A 19,777-nucleotide genomic window follows, 5' to 3' on the forward strand; every position below is an offset into this window, starting at 1 on the left:
GTCAGCTCCTGCCCTGCGGGTTCGAAACGGCGCGGTCAGTGAAATCCCTGTCGGGGACGTCGCTGTCGGGGAGGTCTGTGTCGGGGAGGTCACGGTTGAGCACGTCGAGGCCGAATGCCATGGCCAAGTGCTCGGGTTGCAGGACCACCTCGGGCGGGCCGTGCATCAGGACCTTGCGCATCAGGAGCACCGCTTCGTCGCAGAGGTGCGGCAGGGCATGAAGGTCATGGGTGGAGATCAGGATGGTGCAGCCGTCCGCGGCGAGCTCCTTCAGCAGGCGCGTGATGGTTGCCTCGGAGCGCTTGTCCACCCCGGCGAACGGCTCGTCCAGGAGCATCATGGTGGCTCCCTGGGCGATCCCCCGGGCAACGAAGGCGCGCTTCTTCTGGCCGCCGGAGAGCTGGCCGATCTGCCGGCCGGCGAACTCGGAGAGTTCCACCCGGTCCAGGGCGAGGTCAACGGCGGCGCGGTCCGCCTTGGAAGCCCGGCGGGTGAATCCCTGATGCCCGTAGCGGCCCATCATCACCACGTCGCGGACGGACAGCGGGAACTGCCAGTCCACGTCCTCGCTTTGCGGGACGTAGCCGATTCCGCCGCCCTTGCGCGCCTTGGCGGGCGGTTCACCGTTGATGAGGACGCGGCCGGCGTCGGGCTTGATCATTCCCATGATCGCCTTGAACAGCGTGGATTTCCCGGAGCCGTTCATGCCCACCAGGCCACAGATCCGCGCAGCCTCAAGGGACAGGGACGCGGCGTCGAGCGCCAGGACGTCGCCGTAATGGACGGTGACGTTTTCCACCAGAATCGCCGGGTTGCTCATGATGCCGCTCCTGTCAGGCCTTCGGTGATGATCTTGGAATCGTGCCGGATGAGGTCCAGGTACGTGGGGACGGGCCCGTCCGCTTCGGAGAGCGAATCCACGTACAGCACCCCGCCGAACGTCGAACCCGTGGCCCCCACCACCTGGCGCATGGGAGCGTCCGACACGGTCGACTCGCAGAAGACGGCGGGGACCTTTTTGGCCTTCACGAATTCGATGGCCTTGGTGATCTGCTGCGGGGTGGCCTGCTGTTCGGCGTTAACGGCCCAGATGTAGACCTCCCGGAGGCCGGCGTCGCGCGCCAGGTAGGAGAATGCGCCCTCGCACGTCACTAGGGCCCGCTGCGCCTCGGGGACGGTCGCAAGCTTCTGGACCATTTCATCCTTCACGGACTCCAGCTTGGCCTTGTAGGCCGCGCCGTTCGCCTCAAAGACCGCAGCGTTGTCCGGGTCCAGCTTCGAGAACGCCTTCACCATGTTGTCCACATAGATTTGGACGTTGACCGGCGACATCCACGCGTGCGGGTTCGGTTTGCCCTGGTAGGAGTCTTCGCTGATGGACATCACCTCCACGCCTTCGCTCACCACGGCATGCGGAACGTTCAGTCCTTCAACGAACTGGGCAAACCAAGCCTCGAGGTTCAGACCGTTGTCCAGGATCAGGTCGGCCTTGGCCGCCTTGCGGATATCGCCCGGGGTGGGCTCGTAGCCGTGGATCTCGGCGCCGGCCTTGGTGATGGACTCGACCTGCAGCTTGTCCCCCGCCACGTTCTGCGCCACGTCGGCAAGGACCGTGAAGGTGGTCAGGACAACCGGTTTCCCGCCCCCGGACCCCTGGCCCTCGGCGGCACCCCCGCACGCGGCCAGGGACAGGCAGAGAAGAACGGCGGCGACGGCGGCACCGGCAGCACTAACGGGACGGGATCGGCGGACAACTTTGGCGCACCGAAAAGAAAATTTAGGCATACCGAATATTGTACGTGACCGCGTCGCTCTGCCGCGGCGCTAGGCTGGGGACATGGGCACAGCTCTCCGCACACCACCAGCGCCGCAGCCGGAGCTTTACCGGTTTTCCCGGCTCGATTTCATCACCGTTGGACTCTACGTTGCCGTGGCCGCATTCTTCGCCGTGGCGGGCGCCCTGTTGGCGCCGCTGCTGCTGCAGATATCGCCCAATCCGGCGGTGGCGTCCTACGCGGTGAACCTGGTCTTTTACGCCACCATCGGCGCCCTTGCCCTGGCCGCCGCGTGGCGCGTCGCCGCCCGCGACCTCCGCGTCCTGGCCACCAGGCCCTGGTTCACGGCGCTGATGGTGCCGCTGGCCGTCGTGGTGATGCTCATCCTCACTGCGGTTCTCGTGGCCGTCAGTGGGCCGGTCCAGACCTCCGCCAATCAGGCCGGGCTCCAGGCCCTCATGCAGCAGGTCCCGGTCTGGCTCATGGTGCCCCTGCTGGTGATCGTGGGCCCGTTCGTCGAGGAATACATTTTTCGCCACCTGCTGATCGGCAAACTGAGCCGCCGGGTCAACCTCTGGGTCTGCTGTGCCTTGTCCGTGGTCCTCTTCGGGGCCCTGCACATCGTGGGCCAGGAGGAAATGACCCTGCAGGTGCTGATGCCCTACCTCGCCATGGGGGCCGTCCTGGTGTTCGTCTACGTCTGGACCGGGAAGAACGTGATGTTCTCCTACTTCGTCCACGCCTCCAAGAACCTCCTCGCGGTCATCTTCATCTACGCGATTCCGCCGGAGGTCCTCGAACAGCTGCAGCGGGTCCAGGGCTAGCCGAGGCGCTATCAGGAGGCAGCGGGAGATCTGCGGTCCGGGCCCTTCCGGCGCGGGCGCCGACGTCGTAGGTTCGTTCCATGACACTGAACATCCAGATCGCCGTCGACTGCAAGAACCCGCACGAGCTCGCCGACTGGTGGGCTGAAACACTGGAATGGGCCGTGGAGCCCCAGGATGAGGTGTTCATCCACTCCATGATCGAGCAGGGCTTCGCCACGGAAGCAGACACCACGATGCACCACGGCAAGCTCGTATGGCGCGTGGGCGCCGCCATCCGCCCGCCCGAAGAACTCGACGCCAAATCGCCCGCCCGGCGCATTCTGTTCCAGATTGTCCCGGAGGAAAAAACCGTCAAGAACCGGGTCCATTGGGATGTCAGGCTCGCGGGCGCGGACAAGGACTCAGTGCGGGCCACCCTTGTTGCGCGCGGCGCCACGTTCCTCTGGACGGCCAACGAGGGACCGCATTCCTGGCACACCATGGCGGACCCGGAGGGCAACGAGTTCTGCATCAGCTGACGCGATTACTAGACTCGGACTGTGAGCAACGAAATCCCCGCCCAGGTATCCGACGTCTTTGACCCCACCCGGTGGCGCACCGTGTCCGGTTTCGACGACTTCCAGGACATGACATACCACCGGCAGGTGGAGCGTGGCGCGGACGGCTCCGTCGTCCGGGACCTGCCGACCGTCCGCATTGCCTTCGACCGCCCGGAGGTCCGCAACGCCTTCAGGCCCGGCACCGTGGATGAGCTCTACCGCGCCATGGACCATGCCCGGATGACCCCGGACGTGGCCACGGTCCTGCTCACCGGAAACGGCCCCTCCCCCAAGGACGGCGGCCACTCGTTCTGCTCCGGCGGGGACCAGCGGATCCGCGGCCGCGACGGCTACAGGTACGTAGTACAGGACACAGCACAGAACACAGCAAATGGCGAGACGACGGAAACCATCGACCCCGCCCGCGCCGGCCGGCTGCACATCCTGGAAGTCCAGCGGCTCATGCGCACCATGCCCAAGGTGGTCATCGCAGTCGTCAACGGCTGGGCAGCCGGCGGCGGGCACTCCCTCCACGTCGTCGCGGACCTCACCATCGCCTCCCGCGAGCACGGAAAGTTCAAGCAGACCGACGCCACCGTGGGAAGTTTCGACGCCGGCTACGGCTCGGCCCTGCTGGCCCGCCAGATCGGCCAGAAGGCCGCCCGGGAAATCTTCTTCCTGGCCCGCGAATATTCCGCCGAGGACATGGTCAGGATGGGAGCCGTGAACGAGGCCGTGGACCACGACCGCCTTGAACAGGTCGCCCTGGAGTACGCCGCGGACATTGCCCGTCAGTCCCCGCAGGCCATCCGCATGCTCAAGTTCGCATTCAACCTGGCGGACGACGGCCTGGCCGGCCAGCAGGTCTTCGCCGGCGAGGCGACACGCCTGGCCTACATGACCGACGAGGCCGTGGAGGGGAAGGAGGCCTTCCTCGAGAAGCGCGATCCCGACTGGTCCGCGTTCCCGTACTACTTCTAAGGCGCACTGTGACTTCCGGAGCCATAAACATCGAGCCCGCGCTCAAGGCGCTGGCTGCTGCCCTCCACGGCGAGGGTCCCGCCGTCGAGCTCTCCGCCGGGCAGAACGGCTCGCCGGTGCTGGGATTCCCTGACACTGCCGGCATCGAGGACGCAGCCGTCGTGGTGCGGACCTCCGGGTCCACCGGCGCGCCCAAGGCGACCGTCCTCACCGTCGAGGCCCTGGCGGCCTCGTCCATGGCGACCGCCTTTGCGCTCAAGGGCGAGGGCCAGTGGCTGCTGGCCCTCCCCGTCCAATACGTGGCCGGGGTGCAGGTGCTGGTCCGCTCGCTCTTCGCGGGAACCCGCCCGTGGGTCATGGACCTGTCCGCCGGCTTTACGCCGGAGGCCTTCACCGCCGCGGCGCTGGAGCTCACGGACAAGATCCGTTTCACCTCGCTGGTGCCCACCCAGCTCCAAAGGCTGCTGGACGCGCCCTCCGCTGACACGCTGGCGATGCTGCGTCGCTTCAACGCCATCCTGCTCGGCGGCGGTCCCGCGCCGGCGGAGCTGCTCGCCGCGGCCCGGGACGCCGGAGTGCGCGTGGTGACCACCTACGGCTCGTCCGAGACCTGCGGCGGGTGCGTGTACGACGGCTTCCCGCTCGAAGACGTCCTGGTCCGGGTGGAGAACGACGGGCGCATCCTGCTGGGCGGGGCAACCATCGCCGCCGGGTACCTTCAGGCCCCCGAGCTCTCGGCAGCAGCGTTCAGCGAGGAGGACGGCGTCCGCTGGTACCGCACCAACGACCTCGGCGAACTGGACGCTGACGGCCGGCTCACCGTGCTCGGCCGGGCCGACGACGTCGTCATCACCGGCGGCGTCAAGGTTTCCGCCGCCCATGTCCAGGCTGAGCTGGAAAAGCTCGACGGCGTGCGGGCGGCTTTTGTCGCCGGCGTGCCCTCCGCCGAGTGGGGCCATGCCCTGGCTGCGTACGTCGCCGTGGGCGACAGTTCCCCGGAAGGCATGGCGGCGTTCGCCGCGCGCCGGAACGAAACCTGGGGACCGGCGCTTGGCGCCCTCGCCCCGAAAACGGTCCTGCCCGCGGCGGAACTGCTCATGCTGCCCAACGGCAAACCGGACCGCCTGGGCATGACGGTCCTGCTGGATGCGCTCCATCAGGGAAAATAGACAAGCCGCATCAGGCCGGCTTTCCAACCAATCAACGAGTATTCAACCAATCAACGAGGTACTGACCGTGGCCACAGCCGCACAATGGATCCAAGGCGCCCGACTGCGCACCCTGCCGGCCGCGATCGCACCGGTGCTGATCGGCAGCGCGGCCGCCTACGAGATGGATTCGTTCATCCTGCTGAACGCCGTGCTGGCCGCCCTGGTGGCCCTGCTCCTTCAGATCGGCGTGAACTACGCCAACGACTACTCGGACGGCATCCGCGGCACGGATGAGGACCGGGTGGGTCCCCTCCGGCTGGTGGGCTCCGGCGCGGCCAGCCCGGAGCACGTCAAACGGGCCGCGTTCGCGGCGTTCGGGCTGGCGATGCTGTTCGGCCTGATCCTGGTGATCATCACGCAGGCCTGGTGGCTCATCCTGGTCGGCGTCGGCTGCGTGCTGGCCGCCTGGGGCTACACAGGGGGCAAGAACCCGTACGGCTACCTCGGCCTGGGCGACGTCTTCGTGTTCGTGTTCTTCGGACTCGTCGCAACGCTTGGCACCACGTACACGCAGGCCGGGCAGCTCAGCCTCGCCGCCATCATCGGGGCGATCGGCACCGGGCTGATCGCGTGCGCGCTGCTGATGGCCAACAACGTCCGCGACATCCCCACCGACCGAAAGGCGGGAAAGAAAACCCTGGCCGTCCGGCTCGGGGACAAGCACGCACGCGAAAGCTACGTGCTGATGCTCGCCGTCGCGATCCTGCTGGTCATCGTCCTGGCCCCCGCGCGGCCGTGGATGCTGATCGTGCTGCTGCTGATCCCCGCCAGCCTTATGCCGTCCTGGCTGATGATCGCCGGGCGGCGGCGCAAGAGCCTCATCCCGGTCCTGAAACAGACCGGACTGATCAACCTCGGCTTCGCCGCGCTGTTTTCGATCGGGCTCGTCCTCAGCCACGGCTTCTAAGCCGGGGCTCTGGGCCGCGGCTGTTCAGTAAGTGTTTGAGTCAGGATTGCTTGAAACAGGACTGCTTGGAACAGGACTGCTTGGAACCACGGCCGGGCTCAGGCCCCTGGCTGCTGGGAATCCTTGCGGGGGTTGTCCGTGCGGACTGCAATGTCGGGGTTTGCGTCCACGAGGCGGTCTTCGGCGTCGGCGTCAGCCACCTCGCCGGCGCTGCGCATAGGCTTGGCCTTCCCCGAGAACCGGTGGTGGAGCGTCGCAGTGGCCGCGTCGCGCTGCCTCTGGAAGAACAGGAAGCTGATGGCGAAGGACATCATCCCGGCGCACAGGGCAGCCAGGAGCACGCCCAGCTGCAGGTAGAGGAAGAGGGCAAACAAGGGCGCAAACAGCGCCAGCCGAATCAGGGTGTATTTGAGGAAAGCCACCCTTCAAGTTTAGCCGCCCGAACGGCGGCGCTGCTTCGGGCCGCCGCTGCTCCTCGCCGCTGCGGGCCGGTGGCCTGCAGCCGGGCACAGTGGCAGGCGCCGTCGAGGCGCCCGACGGCTAGACTGAAGATATGCTCCGTGTAGTGGTTCCGATCGTCATACTGGCCGTGTTCGTCTATGGACTGGTGGACCTCATCCGCACTGACAAGCGGCTGACCAGGGGCATCTCCAAGACCGCCTGGATCTTCGTGCAGGTCCTCCTCCCTGTGGTCGGCGCCACCCTGTGGTTTCTCCTTGGCCGCCCCCGCGCCACGGACACCGCACCGGTCGCCTACAGCCACCCGGTAGCGCCCGACGACGATCCCGATTTCCTTCGCAACCTTGAAATCCGCCGCCGCAACCAGGCCGAGGCCGACAGGCTCAAGAAGCTCAAGGAAGAACTCGAGGCCAAGGACCGCAAGCCGGACGCCGGCGGCGAGGAAACCAGCGGCACCGAAGGCGCCGGCGATGCCCACGAACCCGGCGACGCCGGAACGCCCGGCACCGACGAGGTTAAGTAGCGCGAGGTTAAGTAGCGCGAAGCTACGTTGGGCTGAGTCAAGTAGGCCGGTTGACCGTTCCACCCCTGCTGCCCCCACGGTGAACAGTGACGAAATGCCCGCGCCATGCGCCAATCCGCCGCCTAGAATGGGCAGATCATCGGCCGAAGCATCTGGGCTCGGAAGTGCTGGAATGCGTTTGAACAGTGGAATGTGTTTGAACAATGGAATGTGTTTGAACAGTGGGACGCGTTGAACCGTGGATAACATTTCGCGCAGGGCCCTACTATCCGCCGGCTTGGGTGCCGGCATTCTCATTTCGCTGCCCGGGCCCGCTGCGCCCAGCATCTCAATCGCGGAGGATACCGGGCTCCGGGGCGATCCATTCATGCTCGGCGTCGCCTCAGGCGAACCCTGGCCGGACGGCTTCGTGCTCTGGACCCGATTGGCGCTTGACCCGCTCGCCGAGGACGGCCTCGGCGGGATGCCGTCCCGGAGCATCCCGGTTGCCTGGGAGGTAGGCGAAGACGCCGCGATGGGCAAAGTGGTAGCCCGGGGCCTTGAGTACGCCCATGTAGAGAACGCCCATTCCGTACATGTGGAATTACGGGGGCTTCAGCCGGGTCGCGAGTACTTTTACCGGTTCCGCTGCGGGCGTCATGTTAGTCCCATTGCCCGGACGCTTACGAGCCCAGCACGCCATGAGACTCCGGCGGCGCTCGCGATGGCCTTCGCCAGCTGTGCGAAGTATGAGCAAGGGTACTTCACGGCCTACGCCCGCCTTGCCCAAGACCACCCTGATCTGGTGCTGCACCTTGGCGACTACATCTACGAACGCCGCGGCGGCACCGACGTCCGCGAAGACGCCCGCGGCCTCGACGTGCTGGAGACCGTAACGCTTGAGGGCTACCGCCAGCGCCATGCCCAGTACAAGTCCGACGCCGATCTGCAGGCCGCGCATGCGATCGCACCGTGGCTGGTGGTCTGGGACGACCACGAAGTCGACAACAACTATGCCGATGACGTTCCGGAGGACAGGGATCCGGCCGAGATGAACGATACCGCTGCGCGCTTCCTCGAGCGCCGCGCCGCGGCCTTCAAGGCCTACTACGAGAACATGCCGTTGCGCGCGTCCTCTGTGCCGGCCGGAACGGGCATGAAAATATATCGCACGATCCAGTGGGGGCAGCTGGCCAATTTCCATATGATGGACACCCGCCAGTACCGGGATGCCCAGATATCCGGCGGCGGCCGGGGCAGGAATGCTGCCGGGCGGCTGGATAAGAACCGCACAATCACCGGCACCCTGCAGGAGAAGTGGCTCCTGGAAGGGTTCATGAACTCCACCCAGCGCTGGGACATCATGGGCCAGCAGGTCTTTTTCGCCGAACGGGACCGCAATGCGGCGGCCAGTATCGACGACGTCTCCATGGACAGCTGGGACGGCTACGCGGCTTCTCGGCGGCGCATTACCCAAGGCTGGGTGGATGCCAACGTGCGTAACGCCGTCGTACTCACAGGGGACGTGCACCGGCACTGGGCCAACGAACTGAAAATCGATTTCAAGGACCCAGACTCGCCGGTGGTGGGCTCAGAACTGGTCAGCACGTCCATTACCTCCGGGGGCAACGGTTCGGGTGCCACATTCGATCCAGTCATGGCGTGGAACCCACATTTGAAGTTCTTCAATAATCAGCGCGGCTACGTGGCTACGCGGATCACCAAGGACTCCCTACGGGCGGATTTCCGCGTGCTGGACTTCGTCAGCAGGCCGGGATCCCCAGTCAGCACCAAGGCCTCGTTCCAGATCAACGACACCGTTCCGGGCCTCGAGCCGCGCGCCTAACCGCGGCCAGACACACCGGTCGCCGCCGGTCACCTGTTCCCGGCCGGCGGAGCTGGTGCTTACAGCCCCGAGTAGGAGTGCAGGCCGTTGAAGAACTGGTTCACGATCGTGAAGTTGAAGACCACGCACAGGTAGCCGACGATCGACAGCCAGGCGGCACGGGTTCCGGTCCAGCCGCGGGTGGCGCGGGCGTGCAGGTATCCGGCGTAGACCACCCAGATCACGAACGTCCAGACTTCCTTCGTGTCCCAGCCCCAGAAGCGGCCCCAGGCCTTCTCTGCCCAGATGGCGCCGAACATGAGCGTAAACGTCCAGCCGACGAAGGCGATGGCGTTGATGCGGTAGGACAGGTTCTCCAGGCTCAGGGCGTTCGGGACCAGGCGCATGAACCCGAGCTTGTCGGCACCGCCGGCGGCGATGGTCTTCTGCCGGTGCGACTGCACGAGCTGCAGCGCGGACATGGCGAACGTCAAGGTGAACAGCGCCGAGGACATCACCGCGATGGAAACGTGGATGATCAGCCAGTAGCTCTGCAGCGCCGGCACGAGGTGGCCCACGGGTGTCCAGAAGGCGATGGAGGCCGCGACCAGCATGATGATGGCCAGGCCGATCACAAACGTGCCCAGGAAGCGCAGGTCGCGGCGGATCAGCACCAGCAGGAAGACGGCCACGGCCACGAACGCGCCGGTGGTGAGGAATTCATACATGTTGCCCCACGGCACCCGGCCCGCACCCAGCGCGCGGGTGATCACACCGGCCGCGTGAATCGCGGCGCCGAGGACCGTCAGCGCGACGGCAACCCGGGCGGGGGCACGCCGCTCGCCGGCGTAGCGCATGCTGCCGTCGGCGGTCTGGCCCGCACCTGCCGCTGTGCCGCGAGAGGAGACGGCCGACGTCGGACGCTCGGCACGGCCTACAGGGCCGCTGACGTCCGCGTCGGAGCGGTCAACGTCGCCTCCGGCGGTCGCCGAACCGACTCCGACGGGCACGCGGGCGGCCTCGGCGGTGGTTGCCTGGGCGGCCAGTTCCGCGGCCTTGAGGTCCACCGCGCGCAGCATCTTGCTGCTCTTGGCCAGGTCCCAGGCGAAGGCGATGAACGCCACCGTGTACGTGCCGGCGGCCAGCAGCATGAAGAGCTCGCTGTACTGGCCCATGGTTTCGTTGATCGAGAACAACATTACTGATCCTTCTTCGACTCGGAAGAGCCGGCTGTTGACTGGATGAAGTCTTCTGCGGGTTGTTCAGGGGTGGCGTGTGTGCCGCCAGCACCCGTGCTGCCTGGTGCCGTGCCGGCGTTGTCCGCCCGGTCATTATCCGCCGTTGCGCTGGGAGCGGGCTGGGAGCCAGTCGTGGTGTCCTCGCCCAGCAGCCATTCCTCGGAGAGGAGCCTGCGGATAGCCGCGGCCTCCCCGGCCAGGCGGTGGTCTTCACCGCGGGCCAGGAGACCGTACTCCACCATGGTGCGGCCGTCCGCGTGGGTGCCGGTGCGGACCCAGACGCGGCGCCGGTTCACGTAGAGCGAAGTCACCAGTCCCGCCACAGCCAGGAGCGCGAAGATCAGGGCGTACAGCTGGCCGGGGTTGTGGTGGATGTCCACGCCGATGTAGCGCTTGACGCCGTCGAAGCTGATGGAACCCTTGCCGTTCGGCAGCGTGTAGCTGCCCCCGGGCGCCAGGACAATGCCCTTCGTGTCCAAGTTGCGGGCGTTGAGCGGCGTGAGCTTCTTGACGTCGAGCTCGAAGACGTTCTGCGGGGAGCCAGCGTTCAAGCCGAGGTCGCCGAAGTAGGAGTTCAGCGTCAGCTGAGGGTTGATCAGCTCCGGGTCACCGCTGAAGGACACGCCCTTGTCGGTGACGAACGCCGTCGGCAGGAAGAACCCGGCGAAGGCTAGCTGTTCCGGTTTGGCGTCGGGGACCTTGATGACCACAGAGGAGTAGTAGTTCTCGCCCTGGAGCTTGGCCACCACGGGACCCTGCATGGCGATGTTGCCGGCGCCGTCGCGGACGGTGACCACAGGAGCGTAGCCGTTGCCGGTGAGGTACACGCTGGTGCCGCCGAGGCTCAGGGGGTCGTTAACCTTGAGCACTTCCTTCTTGGCGGGTGCGTCCGGGTTTTCCTTCGTGGTCACGGCGGCCGTGAAGTCGATGGGCTGACCGAACTTGCCCTTCGATTCACGGTCGAAGGTGATGTCGAACTTGTCCAGCTGCACCGAATAGGGCTGGAGCTGGCTGCTCTGGAAATTGGTGCCGGGCGTGAACTGGTCGTAGCCGACGAGGGTGTTGACGAACGTGTCGCCCTCCACCAAAATCCGCTGCCCGCTGTAGCCGAACAGGCCGCCGGCCGCCACCGAAACCAGCACTCCGATCAGCGCGGTGTGGAAGACGAGGTTGCCGACTTCCCGCAGGAAGCCGCGTTCGGCCCCGAGGGAGGGGCGGACGCCGTCGCGGTCCCGGACATCCACGCGGTATCCGCGCTTCTTCAGCAGTTCCGCGGCGTCGGAGATGGCGGCCGACGCCGGGATCCCGTCGTCGGCCGGAATCACTAGTGTGCCGTATTCGGGAAGCCTGGACAGCCGGGCTGGGGTGCGCGGCGGCTGGGAGCGCATCGCTTTGTAGTGCGCGATGGCGCGCGGGATGACGCAACCGATCAGCGAAACGAACAGCAGGATGTAGATCGCGGAAAACCATGCCGAGGAGTACACGTCATAGAGCTGCAGCGAGTCCAGGATCTTCCCGTAGTCCGGGTGGTCCTTGATGTACTGGGTGACAATCGCCGGGTTGGCCGGGCGCTGCGGGAACAGCGAGCCGGGCACGGCGGCGACGGCAAGCAGCAGGAGCAGAAACAGGGCCGTGCGCATGCTGGTCAGCTGCGTCCACGCCCACCGGAGCATGCCCAAGGGACCCAACGACGGCAGGACGGCCTCGGGCTTCGGGGACTTCTTCTTTTCGTTCACGCGCTCGCTCATCAGATTGGCAATTTCACATCGGTTTGGAACCAGTACTGCAACCCGGAGACCCAGGTGCCCCATACGCCGCTGGCCATCAGGATGCCGAGCAGGATCAGGATGCCGCCGCCGGTGCGCTGGATGGCGAGCCGGTGCGTGCGGAAGAAGGACATCACGCCGATGCCGCGGCGTACGGCCAGCGCGATCAGCAGGAATGGGATGCCCAGCCCAAGGCTGTACACGAACGCCAGGAACGCGCCCTTGGCCGCCGAGGAGCCGCCGGAGAGGCTGAGCAGCTGGACGGCGGAATAGGTGGGGCCGATGCACGGCGCCCAGCCGAGCCCGAACGTGATGCCCAGCAAGGGCGCGCCCCACAGCCCGGCCGGTGGTTTGGCGTGGATCTTGGCATCGCGCTGGAGCCAGCCGAAGCCGCCCATGAACACGACACCCATGACGATCACCAGGACGCCCAGTAGCTGGGTGATCCACCTGTTCTGCGAGCCGGTGATAAGGCTGCCCAGCTGCCCGAACGCCCCGCCGAGAAGCACGAAAATCACGGAAAAGCCGAGGACGAACAGCCCGATGCCGGCCAGCATGCGGCCGCGCCTTTGCCTCTGCAGGTCGACGCCGGTCAGTCCCGTCACGTAACCCAGGTACCCGGGCACCAGCGGAAGGACGCAGGGAGAGAGGAACGAGACGAGTCCGGCCAGCAGCGCGACGGGAATGGCAAGCAGGAGCGATCCGTTCAGGATGGCTTCGGCGAAGGGGCTGTTCACGGCGGGGTCCGCGCTACTCGGCCACGGCGGAGGCGATGAGGGATTTCAGGGTGCCCTGCTGGATTTCGCCCAGGACCCGGGAGGCGACGCGGCCTTGCTTGTCCAGCACCAGGGTGGTGGGCACGGCACCGGGCGGCACAAGTCCGGAGACGGCCAACAGCACCGCACCGTCCTTGTCATTGAAGCTCGGGTACGTCAGGTTGAAGGTCTTGTCGAACGCGTCGGCCGTGGCTTTCTCGTCGCGCAGGTTGACGCCGAAGAACTGCACGCCCTTGGTCTTGAACTCCTGGTGCAGCGCCTCTAGGGAGGGCGCCTCGACCCGGCAGGGGGCGCAGGCGGCGAACCAGAAGTTCAGCACGGTGACCTTGCCGGGGAAGTCCGCCGAGGTGACGGCCGTGCCGTCGAACAGCGTCCCCTTCAGCGCCACGGGACTCTTGCGGTCAGCAACGGCGAACTCGGTCACGGACCCGTCTCCGGCCACGTAATTCTTGTTGTCCCCGGCCTTGGCCTGCTTGGCGAGGGCGTCGTCCTGGGCACAGCCGGACAGCCCGAGCATTGCGGCCAGCGCGGCGCCGCCGGCGGTCAGGACGCGGCGGCGGGACAGCGGAGTCCCTTCGTGGCGGTTGGCGGCCACGGTCAGGCTCCCGGGGTGCTGGCGGCACCGGGCAGGAGGGCGGCAGCGGGCTCGCTGTAGTCGACGCGCACCAGAGCGCCGGCGTCGTCGAACACCAGGGAGGTGAGGGACGTCAGAGTGCATTCGCGTTTGCGCGGATCGTGCCACAGCGGCTTGCCTTCGGCGCTGAGCCGAGTGGCCCAAATGGGCAGCTGGTGGCTGACAAGGATGGCTTCGGCCCCGTTGCCGCCCATCTCAAGGGCCCGGACGCGTGCGTCCTGGACGGCCGCGATGACCCGCGCGGCCTGCTCCTTGTACGGCTCACCCCAGGAGGGCCGGAACGGGTTGTACAGCCGGGCCCAGTGCTTGGGCCGGAGCAGCTCCGCCTTGGAGACGTGGAGACCCTCAAAGTAGTTCTCGGCTTCGATGATGCGGGCTTCAGTGGTGATCTCGAGGCCCAGGGCATCGGCAATCGGCTGTGCCGTCTCCTGCGCGCGGGTCAGCGGGGACGCGGCGAGGTGGACGATCCGGGCCCCTTGTTCGGAACGCTCCCTGAAGTGTTCGGCCAGCGTGCGGGCCATCTCCCGGCCGAGTTCGGAGAGGTGGAATTCCGGCAGCCTGCCGTACAGGACACCATCGGGATTGTGGACCTCGCCGTGGCGGAGCAAATGAACAGTGGCTTGGGGCATGTCTACCAGTTTCTCAAAGATGCCGGTCGATCTGAAATCTTCTACAGAAGGTAGAACTGACGAGTTTGAAAAAATGTTCCCTGGAGTTGGAATAAAAGATGCAAACGCATGTTTATACTGGGTGAAGCAGTTAGTTGAGATTTCAACCAATGATGTTTCAAATAACGATCAGACGAACACCCGCAGTACTAACCCGACTCAAGGAGATTCACCATGGCACTTCCCACAAACGTCACCACCGGCACCTGGACCCTCGACCCGTCGCACAGCGAGATCGGCTTTACCGTCCGCCACGCCGGCATCAGCAAGGTCCGCGGCCAGTTCACCGACGCCGCGGCAACCCTGGACCTCGCCGAGAACGTCATCGACTCCAAGGTCAACGCCTCGATCAAGACCGCAAGCTTCGACTCCGGCGACGCCAACCGCGACGGCCACGTCCGCGGTGAAGACTTCTTCGACGTCGAGACGTTCCCGGAGATCTCGTTCGTCTCCAGCACCATCGTCCCCAAGGGCGACGCCTACGAGCTCCAGGGCGACCTCACCATCAAGGGCATCACCCGCCCCGTGGCCCTCGAGACCGAGTTCAACGGCGTGGCCGTCGATCCCTTCGGCAACACCCGCGCTGGCCTCAGCGCCGAAACCACCATCAGCCGCAAGGACTTCGGCCTGACCTGGAACGCGGTCCTCGAAGCCGGCGGCGTGCTGGTCAGCGACAAGGTTGCCATCAACCTGGAACTGGCCTTCATCGCTCCCGCAGCGTAACTAATATTCGGTGCAGCCCGGGCCTGGCCATTTCGTCCGGTCCGGGCGGCCGACGCCGGCCCGCCGGTTCCAGCGCCCTGCTTCGTCTTCGCGACGAAGCAGGGCGCTGTTGTCTGCGCCGCTGTTGGGCCGTTTCTGTTGCCGGGACGGGCGCCGCGGCGGGCTCCGCGACAGGCCCGCAAGTCCCTAGATAACAGGGATACGGCGGTCTACAGTGAGAGCCATGAGCAACCCGAGTGATGATGTACCCCCACAGCAGCCGGGCGCCCAGCCTCCGGCGTCGGGCAACGTCCCGCCAGGTGGCCCACAGCAGCCCCCGGTCAATCCGCCGTCCGCTCCTGGCTACCAGCCACCGCCGCCGGGGTACCAAGGTGGGTCCGGCTATCAAACTCCCCCGCCGGGATATCAGGCTCCGCAACCGGGGTATCAGGCACCGCCGCCCGGCTATCAGGGCCAGCCTGCGGCACATCAGGGCCAGCCTGCCCCTACCGGCGGATTCCGCTTCGAGCTGCCCGCTGACCGTCCCAGGAATTTCGGCGAGGCCCTGCCCATAGGCGGCCTCTCCGGCATGTTCAAGGTCGCCGCGATGCCCACCGAGCTGAAGGTTTCGTACTGGATCTGGCTTATCGGCGGGCTGCTGGGACTCCTCGGTGGAGTTATCGGGCTGTTTGGGTCTTTTGTCCTGATCGCCTTCGCGCCGCCAATCGGACTCCTGGTGCTTCTGCTGGTCATCGTTGCGCTCGCCCTGGCAACCGCTCAGATCGTCCTGGCCATGAAGATGAAGGAAGGCCGGGAGTGGGCCCGCTTCGCCCTCACCATTCTTGTCGGCCTCTCCTTGGTGCTGACACTCATCAGTGCCGGCGCCACCGACGGCCGGGGCGGCGGAGGCCTGCCGGGCTTCATCATCAGCCTGGTGGCGACCGTGCTCATGTGGCTACCGAACGCCCAGGCCTGGTTTGTCGCCAACCGAGGCCGGATCTAGGCCTGCCGTCGCCTGCGGAACCCGTCGGATCGCGGCAGGGCCGGAGCGTCCCTGCCGCGGCCGTAACGGCCCAGGAATGAGGGCTGAGAATACCTCTCCGGAATGATCCACACGACGGCCGGACCGCGGTACGGTTGAGCTAAACCATGCTGGGGGCAGGGCAGGATCTCTGGTCCCGTTGGCCGATTCAGTGATCGACACGCAAAGGACCGCTTATGAGCAACCCGCCAGTCCAGCCCCCACCGCCCAACGGCTCCGAGCCGGGCGGGGAATCCACTCCGGCCTACGGCCAGAACTCCCCGCAGACGCCGCCGGCGTATGGTCAGAACGCCCCGCAGACGCCGCCGGCGTATGGTCAGAACGCCCCGCAGTTTGGCCAGAACGCGCCGCAGTACGGCCAGCAGACGCCGCCGTACGGCCAGAACGCGCCGCAGTTTGGCCAGAACGCCCCGCAGTACGGCCAGCAGACACCCCCGGCGTACGGCCAGAACGCCCCGCAGTACGGCCAGTCCCCCTATGCCCAGTACCCGTCCGAACAGCCGCAGGCGCCGGGCGCGGTTCCCCAGTTGGTGAATACATCATTCTGGCTGATCGTCGCAGCCGGAGCCCTGTGGGTCATCTCGATGCTGGTGTCACTGGGAACCCTGGGCACCCCCGCCGTCAGGGACATGTTCGAGCAGCAGATGGCAACGAGCGGCGCGCAGGTCGATTTCGAATCCATCAAGGGTGTCCTGATCGGCACCATCGTGGTGTTCGCCCTCATCAGCGCCGGGCTCTACGCCCTCGTCGCCTTCAATGTCCGCAAGGGCAAGAACTGGGCCCGTATTCTGGGCACCGTGTTCGCCGCCTTGTCGATCTTCAACATCCTCCCGCTCAGCCTCGCCACGCTGGCGGCGCTGGTGGGCATCGCGGCCATCGTGCTGCTCTACCTGCCCGCGGCCTCGCCGTACTTCCAGAAGCGGCAGTCCTTGGCCAACCCCTACGGACAGCCCGGGGCCCCCTTCGGGAAGTAACTGGCTAAGAACCACCAGCCAAGAACCACCAGCAGAGAACGGTTCAGCGGGCGCGGGAACCGGAGGGCAGGCCGATCCTAGTCGGCGTCCTCCGGGACCTGCGCCCGTTGTGCGTGGTAGGCCAGAATCTGCAGTTCCGTTGCCATGTCGACCTTCCGGAGGTTGACCCCCGGGGGGACCTGCAGCATGACCGGCGCGAAGCTGAGGATGCTCCGCACGCCGGCGGCAATCACCCGGTCGCAGACGTCCTGGGCCACCGCGGCGGGCAGGGCGAGGACCACCATGTTGGCGCCCGTCCGTTGCAGCACGGGCTCGAGGTCGGCGGCGTCGCTAACCCGCAGCCAGCCGACCTCGCTACCCACCACCATCTGGTCGGCGTCGAAAATTGCCACAATGTCAAAGCCCCGCGACTCGAATCCGCCGTACCGGGCCAGGGCCTTGCCCAGGTTGCCCGCACCGACGATCGCGACTTTCCAGTCATGCGTCAGCCCGAGCGCAGCCGCGATGTTGCGGTTGAGGTACTGGACCTCGTAGCCGACACCCCGGGTTCCGTAGGAGCCGACATAGGAGAGGTCCTTGCGCAGGGTCGAGGAGCTGACTCCGGACGCCTCCGCCAGGGACTCGGACGAGACCCGGTCCACCCCTTCAGCCAGCAGTGTGGTCAGGGCGCGCAGATAGATGGTCAGCCGGGCCACGGCCGCGGGGGGAATCTGTTTGGCGGCAGTCCCGGCTCCCCCGGGGACAGCCCCGGGAGATGAATCCAGCGAAGTCACTATCTGCTCCATTGCGTCGCGTTGTGCTTCCCACTCTAAAGCCCCCGCGCATCACGCAACAAAGCACCCCGCCGTCAGGACGGCTGGCCGATGACCCGTTGCAGGGTCCGGGTCAGCCGGGCCTCGTCGATCTTCCAGAAATCCCGCTGGACCCCGTTGACCAGCACCACCGGGATCTCCTCGGCGAAGCGCTCACGCAGCCCGGCGTCGTCGTCCACCGATTTCTCCGACCAATCGATTCCCAGCGCAGCAGTGACGCGGGCGACGGCGGCGCGCGCCTCCGCGCACAGGTGACAGTCGGCTTTGGTGATCAGTACTACATCGGGGATAGATGCGGGTTTGGCCATGCATCCACCGTAGCCCGGCGCCCGCTTCGGCGTCGACGCACGGCGCAGCCGGCCTGAGCGCGGGCCGTCCTGCCGTCGCATCGCGCGCCCTGCGGGCTGTCCGGGGCCGGTCATTGACTAGACTCGTGGCATGCCCGAGGAGAAATACGTCATTGTGGCCAGTGAGCCTGCTGCATCGACGCAGCACGGCGAGGCCGCATTTTTCGACGTCGACAACACCCTCATGAAGGGCGCAAGCCTCTTCCATGTTGCCCGCAAGCTTCACCAGCGGGGCGCGTTCACCCTGCCGCAGGCTGCCGGGTTCGCGTGGAAGCAGTTCATGTTCGTGCTGCGCGGCGAAAACATGGACGATGTCCACGCCGTCCGCGATTCCGCCCTGACGCTGGCTGCCGGCATCACAGCGAAGGACATCGAAGCCCTGGGCGAAGAGGTCTACGACGAGATGATTGAGTCGCGGATCTGGCCGGGGACCAAGGCCCTGGCGGAGCAGCACCTCCGGGTCGGGCGCAAGGTATGGCTCGTCACGGCGACGCCGATCGAGGTGGCCACGGTCATTGCCGCCCGGCTGGGCCTCACCGGGGCGCTGGGCACGGTGGGCGAGATCCTGGACGGCTCGTACACGGGGCGGCTGGTGGGCGAAATCCTCCACGGTCCGGCCAAGGCGGTCGCGGTCCAGAAAATTGCCGAGGACCAGGGGCTGGACCTCAGCCGCTGCTGGGCCTACAGCGATTCCCACAACGACATCCCGCTGCTGAGCATGGTGGGGCACCCCGTTGCCATCAATCCCGACTCCAAGCTGCGCCGATACGCCCGCGAGCACAACTGGCCGGTCTACGACTTCCGTGCCGGCCGGCGCGCCGCCACCCTGGGATTCAAGGCCGCGACGGTCGGCGGGGCCATCTACGGCCTGTGGCGTGGGTTCTCCCGCTTCCGCGGACCCGGCCGCTAGGCCCGGCAGCTTCCGCGGCGGTTCCGGACCGTGCGCCGCGGATCCGGGTAGCCCGTGTCCTTGGTCCGGAGCCGGGTCCGGGTCCGGTGCGAAATCTTCACACCGGACGGAGCAAGAAAAATGCCCGCCGCCTGGAAGGCAACGGGCATTTCATGCATTTCGAAGTATTGCTACTTCTTATTGCGACGCTGGTGGCGCGTCTTACGAAGCAGCTTGCGGTGCTTCTTCTTGGCCATACGCTTGCGACGCTTCTTAATAACTGAACCCACGAAAGTTCCTTACCGGCTAGATGCAGTACCTGCCTGTTGGGAAGGGTCCGCGGGCTAAGCAGCAGACTGAAACAACTGACAGGTTCTTACAATGACGTAAAACGTTCCTTAACAGGGTACCGCCTCTGCGAGGTACCCCACGACCGCGGGCCCCATGCGGTGCCCAAAGCGCTCAATTCACGCTGTGATTGTTGCCGCTGGCTGTTCAGCCAGTTCCGGCATGCCCGTCGCTCCGGTCGACGACGGCACCCTTGAGGTACTGTTCGACGGCGTTTTCCGGCACCCGGTAAGAGCGGCCGAACCGCACGGCCGGCATCTCCCCCGAATGCACAAGACGGTAAACAGTCATCTTTGATACCCGCATCAGTTCCGCGACTTCGGCCACGGTCAAAAAACGGGCCTTGGAGAAGTTGGCCTCCGTAGACATTTCCCTATTCCTTTGCTCAAGCGAACGGCAGCCCCACCTGGTGACATGGCGGTGTGCCGATGCTGAGCCATCTAACAACCATGTGTTAGCAACACTAGTTGCTCATGGTGCCAATGTGAAAGGCTTCCTCAGGAATCCCCACCCGATTTCCGCAGGATCTGCGAAACCTGGCACCGCCCGCGCCTC

General features: G+C 66.1%; 23 protein-coding genes. 11 read left to right on the plus strand and 12 right to left on the minus strand.

Features of this window, described 5'->3' with window-relative positions; genetic code table 11:
• Position 1: 1 nt before the first annotated feature.
• Together ACFRJ8_RS17700 and ACFRJ8_RS17705 are read right to left on the minus strand one after the other, a co-directional pair.
• On the minus strand, positions 2-820 hold the full coding sequence (locus ACFRJ8_RS17700) for a metal ABC transporter ATP-binding protein (RefSeq protein ID WP_377987492.1): 819 nt from the start codon (positions 818-820) through the stop codon (positions 2-4).
• Positions 817-1,785, minus strand: coding sequence for a metal ABC transporter substrate-binding protein (locus ACFRJ8_RS17705; RefSeq protein ID WP_377987493.1), 969 nt, complete (start codon positions 1,783-1,785; stop codon positions 817-819). Before ACFRJ8_RS17705 ends, ACFRJ8_RS17700 begins: the two co-directional genes overlap by 4 nt.
• 52 nt (positions 1,786-1,837) lie before the next feature.
• Between ACFRJ8_RS17705 and ACFRJ8_RS17710 the strand changes: the two genes are divergently transcribed.
• The 5 genes from ACFRJ8_RS17710 (at position 1,838) to ACFRJ8_RS17730 (ending at position 6,240) form a co-directional block, all read left to right on the plus strand.
• A complete protein-coding gene (locus ACFRJ8_RS17710; RefSeq protein ID WP_377987495.1) occupies positions 1,838-2,599 on the plus strand; it encodes a CPBP family intramembrane glutamic endopeptidase in 762 nt (253 codons plus the stop codon).
• Between the two features lie 80 nt (positions 2,600-2,679).
• Positions 2,680-3,120: a VOC family protein gene (locus ACFRJ8_RS17715; protein ID WP_377987496.1), complete on the plus strand. Its 441-nt coding sequence runs from the start codon at positions 2,680-2,682 to the stop codon at positions 3,118-3,120.
• A gap of 21 nt (positions 3,121-3,141) precedes the next feature.
• On the plus strand, positions 3,142-4,122 hold the full coding sequence (locus ACFRJ8_RS17720) for a 1,4-dihydroxy-2-naphthoyl-CoA synthase (RefSeq protein WP_377987498.1): 981 nt from the start codon (positions 3,142-3,144) through the stop codon (positions 4,120-4,122).
• An 8-nt stretch (positions 4,123-4,130) separates the two neighbouring features.
• Positions 4,131-5,291 (plus strand): AMP-binding protein, encoded by a 1,161-nt coding sequence (locus tag ACFRJ8_RS17725; RefSeq protein WP_377987499.1) that lies wholly within the window; start codon positions 4,131-4,133, stop codon positions 5,289-5,291.
• Between the two features lie 67 nt (positions 5,292-5,358).
• A complete protein-coding gene (locus ACFRJ8_RS17730; RefSeq protein ID WP_028276409.1) occupies positions 5,359-6,240 on the plus strand; it encodes a 1,4-dihydroxy-2-naphthoate polyprenyltransferase in 882 nt (293 codons plus the stop codon).
• Positions 6,241-6,338: 98 nt separating this feature from the next.
• Here the strand turns inward: ACFRJ8_RS17730 and ACFRJ8_RS17735 are convergent, their stop codons facing one another.
• A complete protein-coding gene (locus ACFRJ8_RS17735) occupies positions 6,339-6,662 on the minus strand; it encodes a DUF4229 domain-containing protein (protein ID WP_377987500.1) in 324 nt (107 codons plus the stop codon).
• Positions 6,663-6,793: 131 nt separating this feature from the next.
• On the opposite strand from ACFRJ8_RS17735, the gene ACFRJ8_RS17740 reads away from it, so the two are divergent.
• Positions 6,794-7,222, plus strand: a complete 429-nt coding sequence (locus ACFRJ8_RS17740; RefSeq protein ID WP_377987501.1) for a PLD nuclease N-terminal domain-containing protein — start codon at positions 6,794-6,796, stop codon at positions 7,220-7,222.
• 238 nt (positions 7,223-7,460) lie between these two features.
• Complete coding sequence (locus ACFRJ8_RS17745; protein WP_377987503.1) at positions 7,461-9,047, plus strand: alkaline phosphatase D family protein; 1,587 nt, start codon at positions 7,461-7,463, stop codon at positions 9,045-9,047.
• A gap of 59 nt (positions 9,048-9,106) precedes the next feature.
• On the opposite strand, the gene ccsB is transcribed toward ACFRJ8_RS17745, so the two are convergent.
• The 5 genes from ccsB to ACFRJ8_RS17770 all read right to left on the minus strand — a co-directional run bounded on the left by ccsB (position 9,107) and on the right by ACFRJ8_RS17770 (position 14,069).
• On the minus strand, positions 9,107-10,225 hold the full coding sequence (gene ccsB / locus ACFRJ8_RS17750; RefSeq protein ID WP_377987504.1) for a c-type cytochrome biogenesis protein CcsB: 1,119 nt from the start codon (positions 10,223-10,225) through the stop codon (positions 9,107-9,109).
• Positions 10,225-12,012 (minus strand): cytochrome c biogenesis protein ResB, encoded by a 1,788-nt coding sequence (locus ACFRJ8_RS17755; RefSeq protein WP_377987506.1) that lies wholly within the window; start codon positions 12,010-12,012, stop codon positions 10,225-10,227. The genes ccsB and ACFRJ8_RS17755 overlap by 1 nt, the downstream gene beginning before the upstream one ends.
• A complete protein-coding gene (locus tag ACFRJ8_RS17760; protein WP_377987508.1) occupies positions 12,012-12,767 on the minus strand; it encodes a cytochrome c biogenesis CcdA family protein in 756 nt (251 codons plus the stop codon). Before ACFRJ8_RS17760 ends, ACFRJ8_RS17755 begins: the two co-directional genes overlap by 1 nt.
• 13 nt (positions 12,768-12,780) lie before the next feature.
• Entirely contained in the window at positions 12,781-13,323 is a 543-nt protein-coding gene (locus ACFRJ8_RS17765) for a TlpA family protein disulfide reductase (protein ID WP_377987642.1), read from the minus strand.
• 80 nt (positions 13,324-13,403) lie between these two features.
• A complete protein-coding gene (locus ACFRJ8_RS17770) occupies positions 13,404-14,069 on the minus strand; it encodes a histidine phosphatase family protein (RefSeq protein ID WP_377987509.1) in 666 nt (221 codons plus the stop codon).
• A 213-nt stretch (positions 14,070-14,282) separates the two neighbouring features.
• Here ACFRJ8_RS17770 and ACFRJ8_RS17775 point away from each other — a divergent pair, with 213 nt between their 5' ends.
• From ACFRJ8_RS17775 to ACFRJ8_RS17785, 3 genes are all read left to right on the plus strand, one after another.
• A complete protein-coding gene (locus ACFRJ8_RS17775) occupies positions 14,283-14,831 on the plus strand; it encodes a YceI family protein (protein ID WP_377987511.1) in 549 nt (182 codons plus the stop codon).
• 223 nt (positions 14,832-15,054) lie between these two features.
• On the plus strand, positions 15,055-15,813 hold the full coding sequence (locus ACFRJ8_RS17780) for a hypothetical protein (RefSeq protein WP_377987512.1): 759 nt from the start codon (positions 15,055-15,057) through the stop codon (positions 15,811-15,813).
• Between the two features lie 215 nt (positions 15,814-16,028).
• Positions 16,029-16,826 carry a hypothetical protein gene (locus ACFRJ8_RS17785; RefSeq protein ID WP_377987513.1) on the plus strand — a complete coding sequence of 266 codons (798 nt, stop codon included), beginning with the start codon at positions 16,029-16,031 and terminating at the stop codon, positions 16,824-16,826.
• A 77-nt stretch (positions 16,827-16,903) separates the two neighbouring features.
• On the opposite strand, the gene ACFRJ8_RS17790 is transcribed toward ACFRJ8_RS17785, so the two are convergent.
• Both ACFRJ8_RS17790 and ACFRJ8_RS17795 read right to left on the minus strand, forming a co-directional pair.
• Positions 16,904-17,599, minus strand: a complete 696-nt coding sequence (locus ACFRJ8_RS17790; protein ID WP_377987514.1) for a redox-sensing transcriptional repressor Rex — start codon at positions 17,597-17,599, stop codon at positions 16,904-16,906.
• Positions 17,600-17,673: 74 nt separating this feature from the next.
• Positions 17,674-17,946, minus strand: a complete 273-nt coding sequence (locus tag ACFRJ8_RS17795; protein ID WP_377987516.1) for a glutaredoxin family protein — start codon at positions 17,944-17,946, stop codon at positions 17,674-17,676.
• Between the two features lie 130 nt (positions 17,947-18,076).
• On the opposite strand from ACFRJ8_RS17795, the gene ACFRJ8_RS17800 reads away from it, so the two are divergent.
• Positions 18,077-18,895, plus strand: coding sequence for an HAD family hydrolase (locus ACFRJ8_RS17800; protein ID WP_377987518.1), 819 nt, complete (start codon positions 18,077-18,079; stop codon positions 18,893-18,895).
• Between the two features lie 170 nt (positions 18,896-19,065).
• Here the strand turns inward: ACFRJ8_RS17800 and ACFRJ8_RS17805 are convergent, their stop codons facing one another.
• On the minus strand, positions 19,066-19,164 hold the full coding sequence (locus ACFRJ8_RS17805; RefSeq protein WP_003792170.1) for a 30S ribosomal protein bS22: 99 nt from the start codon (positions 19,162-19,164) through the stop codon (positions 19,066-19,068).
• Positions 19,165-19,369: 205 nt separating this feature from the next.
• On the minus strand, positions 19,370-19,591 hold the full coding sequence (locus ACFRJ8_RS17810; protein ID WP_090574680.1) for a helix-turn-helix domain-containing protein: 222 nt from the start codon (positions 19,589-19,591) through the stop codon (positions 19,370-19,372).
• Between the last annotated feature and the right edge of the window lie 186 nt (positions 19,592-19,777).

The sequence above is a fragment of the Arthrobacter sp. NPDC056886 genome, assembly GCF_042788715.1.
GTDB lineage: Bacteria > Actinomycetota > Actinomycetes > Actinomycetales > Micrococcaceae > Arthrobacter.